General features: G+C 68.6%; 12 protein-coding genes and 2 pseudogenes. All 14 read left to right on the forward strand.

Annotated features, from left to right (window positions below; genetic code table 11):
- Positions 1-20 precede the first annotated feature (20 nt).
- Positions 21-371, forward strand: a pseudogene (locus ACOQPQ_RS12800) (NADH-quinone oxidoreductase subunit A); the annotation flags it as partial.
- A gap of 161 nt (positions 372-532) precedes the next feature.
- A pseudogene (locus ACOQPQ_RS12805) lies at positions 533-1,021 on the forward strand (NADH-quinone oxidoreductase subunit B); the annotation flags it as partial.
- 56 nt (positions 1,022-1,077) lie between these two features.
- Positions 1,078-1,620: an NADH-quinone oxidoreductase subunit C gene (locus ACOQPQ_RS12810; protein WP_420639811.1), complete on the forward strand. Its 543-nt coding sequence runs from the start codon at positions 1,078-1,080 to the stop codon at positions 1,618-1,620.
- Positions 1,617-2,912, forward strand: a complete 1,296-nt coding sequence (locus tag ACOQPQ_RS12815) for an NADH-quinone oxidoreductase subunit D (RefSeq protein ID WP_420639812.1) — start codon at positions 1,617-1,619, stop codon at positions 2,910-2,912. Before ACOQPQ_RS12810 ends, ACOQPQ_RS12815 begins: the two co-directional genes overlap by 4 nt.
- A gap of 2 nt (positions 2,913-2,914) precedes the next feature.
- Positions 2,915-3,535, forward strand: coding sequence for an NADH-quinone oxidoreductase subunit NuoE (gene nuoE, locus ACOQPQ_RS12820; protein WP_420639813.1), 621 nt, complete (start codon positions 2,915-2,917; stop codon positions 3,533-3,535).
- A gap of 61 nt (positions 3,536-3,596) precedes the next feature.
- Positions 3,597-4,931, forward strand: coding sequence for an NADH-quinone oxidoreductase subunit NuoF (gene nuoF / locus ACOQPQ_RS12825; protein ID WP_420639814.1), 1,335 nt, complete (start codon positions 3,597-3,599; stop codon positions 4,929-4,931).
- Complete coding sequence (locus ACOQPQ_RS12830; RefSeq protein ID WP_420639815.1) at positions 4,928-7,468, forward strand: molybdopterin-dependent oxidoreductase; 2,541 nt, start codon at positions 4,928-4,930, stop codon at positions 7,466-7,468. Before nuoF ends, ACOQPQ_RS12830 begins: the two co-directional genes overlap by 4 nt.
- Positions 7,465-8,691, forward strand: a complete 1,227-nt coding sequence (nuoH, locus tag ACOQPQ_RS12835; protein WP_420639816.1) for an NADH-quinone oxidoreductase subunit NuoH — start codon at positions 7,465-7,467, stop codon at positions 8,689-8,691. The genes ACOQPQ_RS12830 and nuoH overlap by 4 nt, the downstream gene beginning before the upstream one ends.
- Positions 8,691-9,359 carry an NADH-quinone oxidoreductase subunit NuoI gene (gene nuoI, locus ACOQPQ_RS12840; RefSeq protein ID WP_420639817.1) on the forward strand — a complete coding sequence of 223 codons (669 nt, stop codon included), beginning with the start codon at positions 8,691-8,693 and terminating at the stop codon, positions 9,357-9,359. Before nuoH ends, nuoI begins: the two co-directional genes overlap by 1 nt.
- Positions 9,359-9,922, forward strand: a complete 564-nt coding sequence (locus ACOQPQ_RS12845; RefSeq protein WP_420639818.1) for an NADH-quinone oxidoreductase subunit J — start codon at positions 9,359-9,361, stop codon at positions 9,920-9,922. The genes nuoI and ACOQPQ_RS12845 overlap by 1 nt, the downstream gene beginning before the upstream one ends.
- Positions 9,922-10,224: an NADH-quinone oxidoreductase subunit NuoK gene (gene nuoK, locus ACOQPQ_RS12850; protein ID WP_420639819.1), complete on the forward strand. Its 303-nt coding sequence runs from the start codon at positions 9,922-9,924 to the stop codon at positions 10,222-10,224. Before ACOQPQ_RS12845 ends, nuoK begins: the two co-directional genes overlap by 1 nt.
- 50 nt (positions 10,225-10,274) lie before the next feature.
- The gene (gene nuoL / locus ACOQPQ_RS12855) at positions 10,275-12,251 is read left to right on the forward strand and encodes an NADH-quinone oxidoreductase subunit L (protein WP_420639820.1); all 1,977 of its coding nucleotides are present in this window, start codon (positions 10,275-10,277) and stop codon (positions 12,249-12,251) included.
- Positions 12,251-13,840: an NADH-quinone oxidoreductase subunit M gene (locus ACOQPQ_RS12860; protein WP_420639821.1), complete on the forward strand. Its 1,590-nt coding sequence runs from the start codon at positions 12,251-12,253 to the stop codon at positions 13,838-13,840. The genes nuoL and ACOQPQ_RS12860 overlap by 1 nt, the downstream gene beginning before the upstream one ends.
- Positions 13,840-15,333, forward strand: coding sequence for an NADH-quinone oxidoreductase subunit N (locus ACOQPQ_RS12865; protein WP_420639822.1), 1,494 nt, complete (start codon positions 13,840-13,842; stop codon positions 15,331-15,333). The genes ACOQPQ_RS12860 and ACOQPQ_RS12865 overlap by 1 nt, the downstream gene beginning before the upstream one ends.
- Positions 15,334-15,370: the final 37 nt, after the last annotated feature.

The following is a 15,370-nucleotide window of genomic DNA, read 5'->3' on the forward strand; positions in this document are numbered from 1 at the left end:
CCGCCACCGGGTAGGACGCCATGACCGGCCAGTACCTGCCGATCTTCGCCCTCGGGGTCTTGGCCGTGTTGTTTGCCGCTCTGAGCTTCGGTGCTTCGAGACTGCTCGCCCCCCGACGCCAGACCACGGCCAAACTGTCGCCCTACGAGTGCGGGGTGGAAGGGAGCACCGACGCCCCCGAGCGGTTCAGCGTCCGGTTCTTCCTCATCGCCATGATCTTCATCGTCTTCGACATCGAGATCATCTTCTTGTACCCCTGGGCGGTGTCGTTCCGGGAGTTGGGGCTGTTCGGCTTGGTGGCCATGGGCGTGTTCGCGGTGGCGGTGTTCGAGTCGTTCGTCTATCTCATCGGTAACGGTGCGCTCGACTGGGGTCCGTCCCGGCGCCGGTGGCGGCCCAGTGCTCAGGTGTCGGCCCGCCGCACCAGTGAGACCACCGTCCGGCGGGTGGGCCTGGACGGTCGAGGGACCCCGGAGGTGGCGGCATGAAGCTGCCGGTGCTGGGTGATTCCGAGGCCATCTTGGATCGGGGGCTGGAAGGGGTCGATCACAACTTCGTCACCGGCAAGCTCGAGGACCTGGTGAAATGGTCACGAGCCCGGAGCTGCTGGCCGGCCACCTTCGGGCTGGCCTGTTGTGCCATCGAGATGATGGCCACCGGCGGGGCCCACTACGACCTGGCCCGCTACGGGATGGAGGTTTTCCGGGCGTCCCCCCGCCAGGCCGACCTGATGATCGTGGCCGGACGGGTGTCCCAGAAGATGGCCCCCATCCTGCGCCGCATCTACGACCAGATGATGGAGCCCAAGTGGGTGATCTCCATGGGGGTGTGCGCCTCCAGCGGCGGCATGTTCAACAACTACGCCATCGTGCAGGGGGTGGACCAGATCGTGCCGGTGGACGTGTACGCCCCCGGTTGCCCCCCCGGCCCGGAAACCCTGATGCACGCCATTTTGACCCTGCACGACAACATCACCAGCGGGGAGATCACCCGCCGGCGGGATCAGTCCGGGGCCGGGGCCAACCTGGCCATCGACCAGCGCGACGGGCAGAGCGTTACCGGCGTGTCCGTTCGCGCATGAACGACGTGGCCGATTCCGAGGTGTCCGAGGGCCGGGAACCGGCCGACGCCGCGGCCGAGTCGGGCTCGGCGGATCACACAAGCGCCATCGAGGCCGTTGACCCGTCGGGTCAACCGGTGTGGTTCGTGCCCCGCGACCAGCTCTGCCCGACGGTGGCCGATCTGCGCGACCAGGGCTACGTGTCGGTGCTGGACGTGACCGCGGTGGACTACCTGGAACACCCCGGTCGCAACGATCTCCCGGCCGAGGTGGTCCCGGAGCGATTCGAGCTGGTGGTGACCCTGATCTCCCACTCGGCACCGGGGCGCATCCGGCTGCGAGTGCAGGTGCCCGCCGACGATCCCGAGGTGCCCACCCTGTTCGACCTGTTCCCCGGCACCGAGGCCCTGGAACGGGAGGTGGCCGACATGTACGGCTTGGTGTTCGTGGGCCACCCCGACCCCACCCGCATCCTCATGCCCCCCGACTGGGAAGGCCATCCGTTGCGGAAGGACTTCTCCGTGGGGCGCATCCCGGTGCAGTTCAAGGCCACCCGATGAGTGCCACCGAAGTGTTGGTGGAGGTGGAAGAGGCATCGGATCAGGCCGTTCGCCGCCGGGAGGACAGCGCGGTGCTGCGGATCGGCGAGGACGAGGGCGAGCGACTGGAAGCGGAAGCCGGTGCCGACGACACCCGGATGATTCTCAACATGGGTCCCCAGCACCCCAGCACCCACGGGGTGCTGCGGCTGATGCTGGAGATGGAAGGGGAGACCGTGCTGCGGTCCAAGCCGGTGGTGGGCTACCTCCACACCGGCATGGAGAAGACCGCCGAGACCCTCACCTACCTGCAGGGTCCCACCAACGTCACCCGCATGGATTACTCCTCCCCCTTGTTCAGCGAGCTGGCCTTCTCGCTGGCCACCGAAGCCCTGCTGGGGCTGGAGGTGCCGCCCCGAGCGGTGTGGATCAGGATGCTCATGTGCGAGCTGAACCGCATCAGCTCCCATCTGCTGTTCCAGGCCACCAACGGCATGGACATCGGGGCGGTGTCCATGATGATCTACGGCTGGCGGGAACGAGAAGAGGCCTTACGGCTGCTGGAGACGATCACCGGGCTGCGGATGAACCACAACTACATCCGCCCCGGCGGGGTGGCCGCCGATCTGCCCGACGGCTGGCGTGACGACGTGCTCAGCCTGATCGACGCCCTGCCCGCCCGGCTCAACGAGTTCGACACCCTGTTGACCGGCCAACCCATCTGCCGGGAGCGACTGCAGGGCGTGGGGGTCATCAACGCGGCGGAGTGCCTGGCCCTGGGGGTGACCGGTCCCATCCTGCGATCCACCGGCTACGCCTGGGATCTGCGCCGGGACATGCCCTATCTGGCCTACGACCAGGTGGACTTCGACGTGGTGGTGGGCACCTACGGGGATTGCTTCGACCGCTACGCCATCCGGTTGAACGAGATCCGGGAGTCCATTCGCATCCTGGGCCAGATCCTCGAGCAGATGCCCGCCGGCGACTATCGGGTGCAGGACAAGAAGGTGACCCCGCCGCCCCGAGCCCGCATCGACGAGTCGATGGAGGCGCTCATCCACCACTTCAAGATCTTCACCGAGGGCTTCAAGGTGCCCGCCGGCGAGGTGTACGTGGCCGTCGAGTCACCCCGGGGCGAGCTGGGGTGCTACATGGTGTCGGACGGCTCGGCGGTGCCCTACCGGATGCACATACGAGGCCCCAGCTTCGTGAACCTGCAAACGCTCCCCCACCTCATGCGCGGGGGCCTGGTGGCCGACGCGGTGGCCATCATCTCCTCGGTGGACCCCATCATGGGGGAGGTGGATCGCTAGCGATGGCCCGGCTCAACGCCGCCAACCTGGCGGTGGCCCAACAGATCATCGACCGGTACCCGGTGGCCCGATCGGCGCTCATCCCGCTGTTGCACCTGGCCCAGGAACAGGACGGCTACGTCACCGAGGAGGCCATGGCGCACATCGCCGAGTTGGTGGGGATCACCCCGGCCGAGGTGATGGGCACCTGCAGTTTCTACGAGATGCTCAAGCGGGAGCCGGTGGGCGACTACATGGTCAACATCTGCCACGGCATCTCCTGCCACCTGCTGGGGGCCTCCGAACTGATCCGCCACGCCGAGGCCACCCTGGGGGTGAAGCCGGGCGGGACCACCGACGACGGCAAGATCACCCTGGAAGCGGTGGAGTGCATCGCCGCCTGCACCGAGGCCCCGTGTCTGCAGGTGAACTACCGCTATCGCAACCGGGTCACCCCCGAGGACTTCGACCAGTTGGTCGGCGGGCTCCGGGCCGGGACCGCCGAGGTGGCCCCTCATGGTCGCCTGGCCAAGGTGCGCCAGCGGGTGGACGAACACCGGTGGGCCGGGGTGTCGCCCCCCGATGGGCAGGGCGAACCGGCCTGGATGGCCCGCAACCCCGCCGACGACGGGGCAGGATCGTGATCGCCGGACCACGAGCGAGACGGGGGCGTCGGGCCTGCCGACCGGGCCGAGGGGGGTGCCGGTGACCACCGCCACCTCCGAGACGCGGATCATCACCACCCGCTTCGACGTGGCCGACGGTCACACCCTGGCCGGCTACGAGCGCACCGGGGGCTACCAGGGGCTGCGGCGTGCGCTGGAGATGGCGCCCGCGGAGGTCCACGGGGAGGTGCGCACCGCCAGCCTGTTGGGCCGGGGCGGCGCCGGCTTCCCGGCGGGGGTCAAGTGGGGGTTCTGCCCTCCGGGCGTGTGGCCCCGCTATTTGGTGGTGAACGGCGACGAGTCCGAGCCCGGTACCTACAAGGACCGGCTGCTCATGGAGCGCGACCCCCACCAGCTCATCGAGGGCTGCCTGATCGCCTGTTACGCCCTCGGCTTGTCCCAGTGCTTCTTGTACGTGCGGGGCGAGATGGCCCACGCCCAGGAGCGGCTGGCTGCCGCCCTCAACGAGGCCTACGAGGCCGGCTACGTGGGCCGCAACGTGCTGGGCGCCGCAGACTTCTCGGTGGACATCACCCTGCACTGGGGGGCCGGGGCCTACATCGTGGGCGAGGAAACGGCCCTCATCGAGAGTCTGGAGGGCAACCGGGGGATGCCCCGGCTGAAGCCGCCCTACTTCCCGGCGTCCATCGGCCTGTACGGCAAGCCCACCATCGTGAACAATGTGGAGACCCTGGCCAACCTGCCGTGGATCGTGACCAACGGCGGGGCGGCGTTCGCGGCCATGGGGGCCGAGAGCTCGACCGGCACCCGGGTGTTCGCCGTGTCGGGGCACGTGGTTTCCCCCGGCGTGTTCGAGGTGCCCTTCGGCACCACCACTTTCCGGGACATCATCTTCGACGACCGCTACGCCGGTGGCCTGCACCAAGGCCGTACCCTCAAGACGTTCATACCGGGCGGGGCGTCGGCCCCCTGGTTCTTCGAGGAGCACCTCGACATTCCCCTGGAGAAGGCCACGGTGGACAAGGCCGGTTCCATGCTGGGCTCGGGGGCCATCGTGGTGATGGACGACACCACCGACGTGGTCAAGGCCTGTCACAACGTGGTGCGGTTCTTCGCCCGGGAGTCGTGCGGCAAGTGCACCCCGTGCCGGGAGGGCACCTCGTGGCTGGAAAAGATCCTCGGCCGCATCCTGGACGGCCACGGCCGGGCCCAAGACCTGGAACTGCTGCTCGACGTGTGCGACAACATCAGCCCCGGCATGAGCTGGCCCCCCCGTCAGACCACCATCTGCCCGTTGGGACCGTCGGCCGTTTCCCCCATCGCCTCGGCGTTGCACCGCTTCCGTGACGAGTTCGAGGCCTATCTCCCGGCCACCGCGGTGACCGTCTCCCCCCGATCGGGGGTGGCGTCGTGAGCCCGTCGGAGAGCCCGGTGAACATCACCGTCAACGGTCAACCGGTGCAGGCCGCCCCCGGCGAGTGGGTGATCGCCGCCGCCGAGCGGGCCGGGGTGTACATCCCCCACTTCTGCTACCACCCCCGCATGAACTCGGTGGGCATGTGTCGCATGTGCATCGTGGACATCGACACCGGGCGGGGCCCGGCCCTGCAACCCTCCTGCATGGTGGCGGTGAGCGAGGGCATGGTGGTGGACACCACCAGCGAGCAGACCCGCAAGGCCCAGGACGGGGTGTTGGAGTTTCTGCTGCTCAACCACCCGCTGGACTGCCCCGTGTGCGACAAGGGCGGCGAGTGCCCCCTCCAGGACCAAACCATGGCCTACGGACCGGGCGAGAGCCGCTTCGTGGAGGAGAAGCGCCACTTCGAGAAGCCCATCCCGGTGAACGACCTGGTGTACCTGGACCGGGAGCGCTGCATCCTGTGCGACCGCTGCACCCGGTTTGCCGACGAGGTGGCGGGCGATCCCCTCATCACCTTCCAAGACCGGGGCGACCAAACCCAGGTGAACACCTTCCCCGAGTTGCCCTTCTCCTCCTACTTCAGCGGCAACACGGTGCAGATCTGCCCGGTGGGTGCCCTGACCGCGGTGCCCTACCGGTTCAAGGCTCGTCCCTGGGACCTCACCGAGGTGACCTCCACCTTCCCCAACCCGATGGGGGACCGGGTGGTGGTGCAGGCCTCCCGGGACCAGGTGCTGCGCTACCAGGGTTGGGACAGCGACCCGGTCAACTGGGGGTGGCTGACCGACAAGGACCGCTTCTCCTTCGAGACCCTGACCGGCGACCTTCGGCTCGGCACCCCGTTGGTGCGGGGCACATCGCTGGGTCGGCCGGATCCCGAGGGCGACGAGTTGGTGGAAGCCTCGTGGCACCTGGCCCTGGACCGGGCGGCCGACGCCATCCGCGGGGCCATGAGCGGTTCGGGCCCCTCGTCGGTGGCCGTGCTGGGGGGTGCCCGCCTGACCAACGAGGACCAGTACGCCTGGGCCCGACTGGCCAAGGGGGTCGTCGGCACCGACAACGTGGACGCCCAACTCGACGACGGCCTTCCCCCGCACGTGGTGCTCGGCCTGGCCCGGGCCACCATCGATCGGGCCTGTACGCCCGGCGGCACCGTGATCCTGATGGCCCCCGACCCCAAGGAGGAGCAGGGCACCCTGTACCTGCGGCTGCGCCACGCGGTGGTCAACGACGGGGTACAGCTCATCGAGGTGACGCCCCGGGCTTCGGGCCTCAGTCATCTGGCCGCCCACCGGCTGCACCACCGACCGGGCGAGGCCGCCGCGGTGGCCGCCGCCCTGGTGGGGGGCGACCTGGACGCCGCTCCCGGCCGGGACATCGGCGGTGTGGCCGCCGACGACGTGGTGGCCGCCGCGGCCGCCCTGGCCGACCGCTCCGACCGGCCCATCACCGTGATTCTGGGCCGACCCTCGCTGGCCGAGGCCACCGGCCCCACCGTGGACGCGGTGGCCGAGTTGGCCCGATTCGCCAAGGTGCTGGCCGTGGGGGGACGACCGGGCCTGGCCTACCTGCCCACGCTGCACCGGGGAAACGTGTTCGGCGCCTTGGACATGGGCCTGGCCCCCGGCCTGTTGCCCGGTCGGGTCACCCTGGCCGACGGCGGTCCCGCGGTGGCCGAGCACTGGGGTGCGGTGCCCCCCGCCCCCGGCGCCGACGCCCGCGGCATTTTGCAGGCCGCCGCCGACGGCAACATCGAGGTGTTGATCCTCTTGGGGGCCGACCCGCTGGGCGACTTTCCCGACCGGCCACTGGCGGAGGCCGCCCTCGACCGGGTGGGCACGGTGGTGGCCACCGACCTGTTCCTCAACCCCTCGGCGGCCCGAGCCCACATCGTGTTCCCGGTGGCGGGCTTCACCGAACGCCGGGGCACCCACACCAATCTGGAGGGCCGGGTCACCTGTCAGCCCCAGATCGTCACCCCGCCGGGCACCGCCCGGCCCGACTGGGTCATCGCCGGGGAATTGGCCCGGCGGTTGGGATCCGACTTCGGCTTCGACACTCCCGAAGACGTGTGGTCCGAGATCGTCCGGGTGGCGCCGTCGCACCGCAACCTGACGGTGGACGACGTGGAGGCCGACGACGGCGCCGTGGTGTCCGACAGTTCGGTGGCCTTCTCCCCCCCGCCGGACGCCACCCCGGTACCGCCCATCGATTCCTACAGCCTGCGATTGGTGGCCGCCCGCCGCCTGTTCGACCGGGGCACGCTGGTCCAGCACGCCCCCTCTCTGGCCGTGCTGGCGCCCCGGGCGTCCATCGCGGTGAACCCCTACGACTTCCAGCGGGTCGGGGTGGAGCCCGGCACCGAGGTACAGGTGGTGTCGCCGGCGGGTGAGCTGACCCTGCCGGTGGTGCCCGACGCCGGGGTGCATCGGGGTACGGCGGCGGTGACCTACAACGCCCCCGACCGGGACGTGCGGGACGTCATCGTTGCCGACGGGGTGGTGACCGACGTGAGGATCCAAACCCGATGACGGCGGGTGGGATACTTCCCGGTCCGAGCGTGTTCGGCCTCGACCCGCTGTACATCGGCGGGGTGGGACTGGCCGAGGTGCTCATCACCCTGCTCAAGGTGGGGGTGGCCTTCGCCCTGCTGCTGGTGGCCGTCATGTTGATGATCTGGTTCGAGCGCAAGCTCATCAGCGACATGCAGAACCGCATCGGCCCCAACCTGGCCGGACCGTTCGGCATCTTCCAGACGTTGGCCGACGGGGTGAAGCTGTTCTTCAAGGAAGACCTGATCCCCACCCAGTCGGACCGGCTCATCTTCAAGCTGGCCCCCTACCTGTCGCTGGTGCCCGCCTTCCTGGTGTTCGCCGTGGTGCCCGTGGGGGGCGACTTCAGCGGCGGCAACGGCCAGGTCACCCTGTTCGGCCACGAGACCTTTCTGCAGGTGTCCGACCCGCCGGTGGGCATCCTGTTGGTGCTGGCCATGTCGTCGGTGGCCGTGTACGGGGTGATGTTGGCCGGCTGGTCGTCGGGATCCAAATATCCCCTGCTGGCCTCGGTGCGGGCCTCGGCCCAGATGATCTCCTACGAGGCGGCGCTGGGTTTGTCGCTGGTGGCCGTGCTGTTGAAGACGGGCAGCTTGTCCACCCACGAGATCGTGGCTACCCAATCGGTGTGGAACTGGAACCTGTGGGTGACCTGGGTGGTGCCCATGGTGGTCTTCCTGATTGCCGCCACCGCCGAGCTGAACCGGCCCCCCTTCGACCTGGTGGAGGCCGAGCAGGAGCTGGTGGGGGGCTTTCACACCGAGTACAGCTCCCTCCGGTTCGCCTTGTTCTTCCTGGCCGAGTTCATGAACACCATCACCATGTCGGCCATCGTGGTCACCCTCTTTCTGGGTGGCCCCAACGGCCCTGACTTCACCTCGGTGGGCTGGTTGTCGGGCGTGCTGTGGTTCTTCGCCAAGCTGATGCTGTTCCTGTTCGGCTACGTGTGGTTGCGGGCCACCCTGCCCCGTTTCCGCTACGACCAACTCATGGACCTGGGTTGGAAGCTGCTCATCCCCTTGTCGCTGGGATGGCTGCTGGTGTTGGCCTCCTACGACGTGGCCGGAGACCGGGGTTGGAACCGGGGCGTGACCGTCATCGTGGCGCTGGCCGTCATGGGGGTCATGGCCGCTCTGTTGGCCCTTGCCCTGCGGGGTGCCCAACAGCGGCGCGCTCTCGACCCCCAGGGAGGATTTTCCTGATGGGCTATCTCCGAGGCTTCGCCGTCACGCTGCGCAAGCTGTTGAAGGGCACCGAATCCGGCCGGGTGGTCACCACCCAGTATCCCGACGAGAAGCGCCCCAAGCCGGTGCGCTTCCACGGTCGCCATGTGTTGAACCGCTACGAGGACGGCATGGAGAAGTGCATCGGATGCGAGTTGTGCGCCGGGGTCTGTCCGGCCCGCTGCATCTACGTGCGGGGAGCCGACAACCCGCCCGACGATCCGGTGTCGCCCGGTGAGCGCTACGGCTACGTGTACGAGATCAACTACCTGCGGTGCATCCACTGTGACCTGTGCGTGGAGGCCTGCCCCACCGAGGCCATCACCGAGTCGAAGTTGTTCGAGTTCTCGTTCACCAATCGCCACGACGCCATCTACACCAAGGACGAGCTGGTGGTGGCCGACGACGGGCGTCCCCAGCAGCTTCCGTGGGAGGACTGGCACCCCGGTGACGACGAGCACACCTCGGCGTGGGTACGGGCCACCGCACCTTCGGGGCAGGCCGACTACGAGGGCCGGGTGGCCTGGTCGGCCGAGCTGGGCTACGGCATTCGGGCCCCCGAGCGGGGACAGTCGGACGACGAGCCGGCGGGCCCCGGCGACGGCCACGGTCAACCCGCCGTCGACGACCACGGGGGCCACGGCTGATGGAGACCGCCGTTTTCATCGTGTGCGCGGTCATCGTGTTGGCCGGGGCGCTGGGTGTGGTGCTGGCCCGCAACCCGGTACATGCCGCCTTGAGCCTGGTGGGGACCCTGTTCGGCATGGCCGTGCTGTTTCTCAACCTGGAGGCCCACTTCCTGGCCGCGGTGCAGGTCATCGTGTACGCCGGGGCGATCGTGGTGCTGTTCCTGTTTGTGATCATGCTGCTGGGGGTCGACCGCTTGGAGGACCTGTCGGTGGAGCCCATCACCGGGCAGCGGACCCTGGCCGCCCTGGTGGGCCTGGGCACCTTCGGATTGGCGGTGGCCTTTCTCACCGTCTCGGTCAGCGGGGCCACCGGCGACCAGAGCGTGCTGCAGTCCATCGGCGACAAGACGGCGGCGGGAGTGTCCAACCTGCGCCAGATCGCCGACGTGCTGTTCACCGACTACGTGTACGCCTTCGAGGCCACCGCCGCGCTGCTCACCATCTCGGTGGTGGGGGCGGTGGTGATGTCCCGTCGCATGGCCCGCAACGGCGAAGCCGGCGACCCGTCGGGGGATCGGTGATGGTCACCGCCTCGTGGTATCTGGTGCTGGCCGCCGGGTTGTTCACCATCGGTGCGGTGGGCCTGTTGGTGCGGCGCAACCCGCTGATCATGTTCATGTGCGTGGAGCTGATGCTCAACGCCGTCAACCTCACCTTCATCACCTTCGGGCGGGAACTGGACGACATCGGCGGGCAGGTGTCGGTGTTCTTCGTGCTGGTGGTGGCCGCCGCCGAGGTGGTGGTGGGCCTGGCCATCGTGGTGGCCATCAACCGCTACCGTCCCCGAGCCACCGCCGATGATCTCTCGGTGCTCAAGGGCTGATGCGGAGATGACGAGATGAGCGCGTCGCCGAAGAGCCGAGGGCAGAGCCGATGAGTGCCTTGGTCGATCTGGTCTGGCTGATCCCCGCCTTCCCCTTGGTCGGGGTGCTCAGCCTGATGGTGCTGGGTCGTCGCTTGGGCGAGCCTCGGGCGGGGTGGTTGGCCACCGCCATGATGGGCGGATCGTTCGCGGCCACCGTGCTGGTGTTCGTCGGGCTGTTGGGCCACGAGGGCGACGAGCGGCAAGCGGTGGTCACCCTGTTCGAGTGGGTGCCCGCGGGCAAGCTGGCGGTGGACGTGGGCTTTCTGGCCGATCCGCTGTCGATCACCATGGCCCTGTTCGTGACCGGGGTGGGCGCCCTCATCCACCTGTACTCCATCGGCTACATGCACGGCGACGAGGGCTTCTCCCGGTTCTTCGTCTACCTCAACCTGTTCGCCTTCTCCATGCTCATGCTGGTGCTGGGCGACAACCTGCTCCTCACCTTCCTGGGCTGGGAGGGCGTGGGGGCGTGCTCCTACCTGCTGATCTCCTTCTGGTTCGGCGACGAGGCCAACGCCTCGGCGGGCAAGAAGGCGTTCGTCACCAACCGGGTGGGCGACTGGGGATTCCTGGTGGCCATGTTCCTGGCCTTCTTGACCTTCGGGTCGCTGCAGTACGGGGAGATCTTCTTCGACCTGGAGGCCAACGGGGTGGCCGCCGGGACGGCGTCGGCCATCGTGGTGCTGCTGTTGGTGGGGGCGGCGGGCAAGTCGGCGCAGTTCCCGCTGCACATCTGGTTGCCCGACGCCATGGCCGGACCCACCCCGGTGTCGGCCCTCATCCACGCCGCCACCATGGTCACCGCCGGGGTGTACCTGCTCATCCGCATGAACCCGGTGATCGCGGCGGCCCACGGCTGGGTGCCCGATCTCATCATGTGGGTGGGCCTGGGCACCGCGTTGATGGCCGCCACCATCGCCGTGGCCCAAAACGACATCAAGAAGGTGTTGGCCTACTCCACCGTCAGCCAACTGGGGTTCATGTTCGTGGCCGTGGGGGCCGGGGCCTACACCGCGGCCATCTTCCACATGGTCACCCACGCCTTCTTCAAGGCGCTCTTGTTCCTGGGGGCCGGTTCGGTGATCCACGGCATGGACGGCGACCAGGACATCCGCCGTTACGGCGGTCTGCTCCGCTTGCTGCCCGTGACCTCGATGACGTTCGTGGTGGGCTGGCTGGCCATCGCCGGGGTGCCCCCGTTCTCCGGCTTCTGGTCGAAGGACGAGATCCTGGCCTACGCCTACAACGAGAACCGGCTGTTGTGGGTGCTGCTGTTGATCGCGGCGGTGCTCACCGCCTTCTACATGACCCGCCTGGTGCTGCTGTCGTTCTTCGGTCCGCCCCGCTGGGTCGACGCCGCGGATCATGCCGAGGCCGACGTCGAGGCGGGGGCCGAGGACCAGGGAGACGCCGGGGCCGATGCTGAGGAACACGCGCCGGTGCGCCACCCCCATGAGTCGCCGTGGACCATGACCCTGCCGCTGGTGGTGCTGGCCGGGTTGGCCCTGGTGGCCGGGGTGGTGAACCTGCCGTTCACTTACGACGTGCACTTCCTGGAGAAGTGGCTGGATCCGGCCCTGTTCGGCAACGCCGCCCACCTGGCGTTCGCCGGGGGCACCAAGTGGGTGCTGGCCGGGGTGGCCATCGTGGTCAGTGCCCTGGGCATTTCGGCGGGGGCCGCGGTCTATGCCCGCCGTCGGGTGGACCCGGCCCGGATCGAACGTCCCTTCCTGGCTCGGGCCTGGCGCATCGACGATGCGGTCACCAACTTCATGGGGGGACCGGGTCGCCGGGCCTTCGAGCGCATCACCCGGTTCGATGAGCGGGTGGTGGACGGGGCGGTCAACGCCACCGGCACCGTGATTCGCCGGGCGGGCAGCCGATTGCGGGTGGCGCAGTCCGGGCTGGTGCGCAGCTATGCCCTGGGCATCGGGATCGGCGCGGTGGGGCTGTTGGCCTGGTTCATCTCGAGGGCGGGGTTCTGATGGGCGGGTCGACGGTATTGCCGGTCATCATCTTCTTGCCCCTGGTGGGGGCGCTGGCCATCGCTTTGGTGTCGGACCGTCGGGCCGAGGTGTTCAAGCCGGTTGCGGTGGCTGCTTCATCGGCCACCGGGGCGCTCACCTTGTGGCTCATGGCCGCTTTCGACGCGGGCGACAGCGGCTACCAGTTCACCCAGCTCACCGGGTGGATCGACTCGGCGGGCATCTCCTGGCACGTCGGGGTGGACGGCATCTCGCTGTTCCTGGTGGTGCTCACCGGCGTGTTGTTCCCCTTGGCCATCGTGGCCTGCGACCCGCCCCACGACGCCAAGGCCTACTACGTGTGGCTGCTGGTGCTGCAGACCGGGTGCCTCGGGGTGTTCCTGTCGCTGGATCTGGTGCTGTTCTTCCTGTTCTTCGAGGTCGTGCTCATCCCCATGTACTTCCTCATCGGGTCGTGGGGCCACGACAACCGCAAGTACGCGGCCACCAAGTTCTTCCTGTTCACCATGCTGGGCTCGGCCCTCATGCTGGTGGGAATGCTGACCCTGGCGCTGCTCACCGCCCGCCACACCGGCGAGGCCGTCACCTTCAACCTGCTGGAGCTGGCCGAGGACGTCGGCGCGTTGCCGACCATCACCGCCCGCTGGATCTTCTTGTCGTTCCTCCTGGCCTTCGCGGTGAAGGTACCCATGTTCCCGGTACACACCTGGCTGCCCGACGCCCACACCGAGGCCCCCACGGCCGGTTCGGTGATCCTGGCCGGGGTCATGTTGAAGTTGGGCACCTACGGGCTGGTCCGCTTCGGCTTGTATCTGTTTCCCGAGGCCTCCCGCTACTTCGCCCCGCTGCTGTTCACCCTGGGGGTGATCGGCATCCTGTACGGGGCAGTGGTGGCCACCATGCAGCGCGACCTCAAACGGCTGGTGGCCTACTCCTCGGTGGCCCACCTGGGGTTCATCGTGCTCGGCGTCTTCTCGATCAACACCGAGGGCATCGAAGGCGGCCTGCTGCAAATGGTGAACCACGGACTGTCCACCGGGGCGCTGTTCCTGTTGGTGGGATTCATTTACGAGCGCCGCCACACCCGGCAGATTTCCGAGTTGATCGGCCTGCAGAAGGCCGCCCCGGTGTTGGCCGCGGTGTTCACCGTGGTCATGTTGTCGTCGGTGGGGTTGCCCGGACTCAACGGCTTCGTGGGCGAGTTCTTGATCCTGGCCGGTGCCTTCGTGGCCCACCGGTGGTGGGCGGTGGTGGCCGCCGCCGGGGTCATCGTGGCCGCGCTGTACCTGTTGTGGGCCTATCAGCGGGTGTTCCACGGCACCCCCGACGCCGCCAACGCCGACACGCCCGATCTCAACTGGCGGGAGAAGCTGGTGATGGCCCCGCTGGTGGGGTTGATCGTGTTCCTCGGGGTGTACCCCAAGCCGGTCATCGAGCGCATGGAACCGGCGGTGAACGCCCTGATCGAGCACATGGAGGCGGTCGAGGACTTCGAGTCGCCCACCGTGGACGACCGACCCGAGGGCAGCTTCGCCGAACTCCGTTCGCTTATCGCCGACCACGGTGACCACGAGGAGGAGGGCCACTGATGGCCGTGGTGCTCGCTCAGGTGGAGACCCCCGACATCGAGTGGTTGGGTCTGACCCCCCATGTGGTCATGGCCGGGGCCGCGGTGGTGCTGTTGACCATCGTGTCGTTGGCCGGTGGGCGACTGCCGTCGTGGTTCGCCTCGGCGTGGACGGTGGCCACCGGCGTGGCGGTGGTGGCCACCGCGGTGCCGGTGTGGCTCCGAGTACAGGACGATGGTCCGTCCTCCGCGGTGGCCGGTGCCATCGGGGTGGACGGCTTCTCGGTGTTCGTGATCGTTGTGCTGGCCGCCACGGTGGTGCTGGCGGCGTTGGTGGCCGACGGCTTTCTGGTGCGGGAGGGCCTGGACGGACCGGCCTTCTACGTGCTGTTGATGCTGTCGGCGGCCGGGGGCATGACCATGGCCTCGGCCAACAACCTGATCGTGCTGTTCCTGGGCCTGGAGATTCTGTCGCTGGCCGTCTACGTGCTGGTGGCCATGCACCTGCGCCGGGAGGAATCGCTGGAGGCGGGCATCAAGTACTTCGTGTTGGGGGCGTTCGCGTCGGCGTTCCTGCTCTACGGCATCGCCCTGGTGTACGGGGCCACCGGGTCGATCAACTTGGCCGACATCGCGGTGTTCCTGGAGGACAACCGGTTGGGAGACGACGGCCTGCTGCTGGCCGGTCTGGCCATGCTGCTGGTGGGCTTCGGCTTCAAGGTGGCGGCGGTGCCGTTCCACGCCTGGACGCCCGACGTGTACCAGGGGGCGCCGTCGCCGGTGGTGTCCTACATGGCCGCCGGGGTGAAGGCAGCCGGGTTCGCGGCCCTCACCCGGGTGTTCGTGGTGGCGTTCGGGGTGCGGGCCGACGACTGGCAGCCGGTGGTGTTCGGTCTGGCCGCGGCCAGCGTGGCCGTGGGCGGGGTGCTGGCCATCGTGCAGACCGACGTGAAGCGCATCCTGGCCTATTCGTCCATCAGCCACGCCGGGTTCATCCTGGTGGGGGTGCAGGCGGCCACCGACGAGGGCACCGCGGGCGTGCTGTTCTATCTGGCCGCCTATGCGGCCATGGCCATCGGCAGCTTCGCCGTGGTGACCGTGGTCAGCGGACCGGGCGACGAGGGTACCGCCATCGACAGCCTGCGAGGCTTGGCCGCCCGCCGACCCGCACTGGCCGGTGCGTTCACCGTGCTGTTGCTGTCGCAGGCCGGCATCCCGTTCACCGCCGGATTTTGGGCCAAGTTCGAGGTGATCGCCGCCGCGGTGGACGCCCGCTCGTTCTGGCTGGCGGTCATCGCCATGCTGGGGGCGGTGGTGGCCGCCTACTTGTACCTGCGGCTGGTGGTGACCATGTACCTGGAGGCCCCCGATTCCGCCGCCCCCCGCTTGCGTGTCCCCCGCGGCCCGGCGGTGGCCATCTCCATCGTGGTGCTGTTCACCCTGGCTTTCGGCGTCTACCCCGAACCCCTCGCCAACCTGGCCAACGACGCCCTCCCCGCCCTGACCCTCCCCTGATCCCTGATCGCCCTCGACCCCTCCCGGTGCTGGTCTC

The organism is Candidatus Poriferisocius sp. (assembly GCF_965219775.1).
GTDB lineage: Bacteria > Actinomycetota > Acidimicrobiia > Acidimicrobiales > Bin134 > Poriferisocius.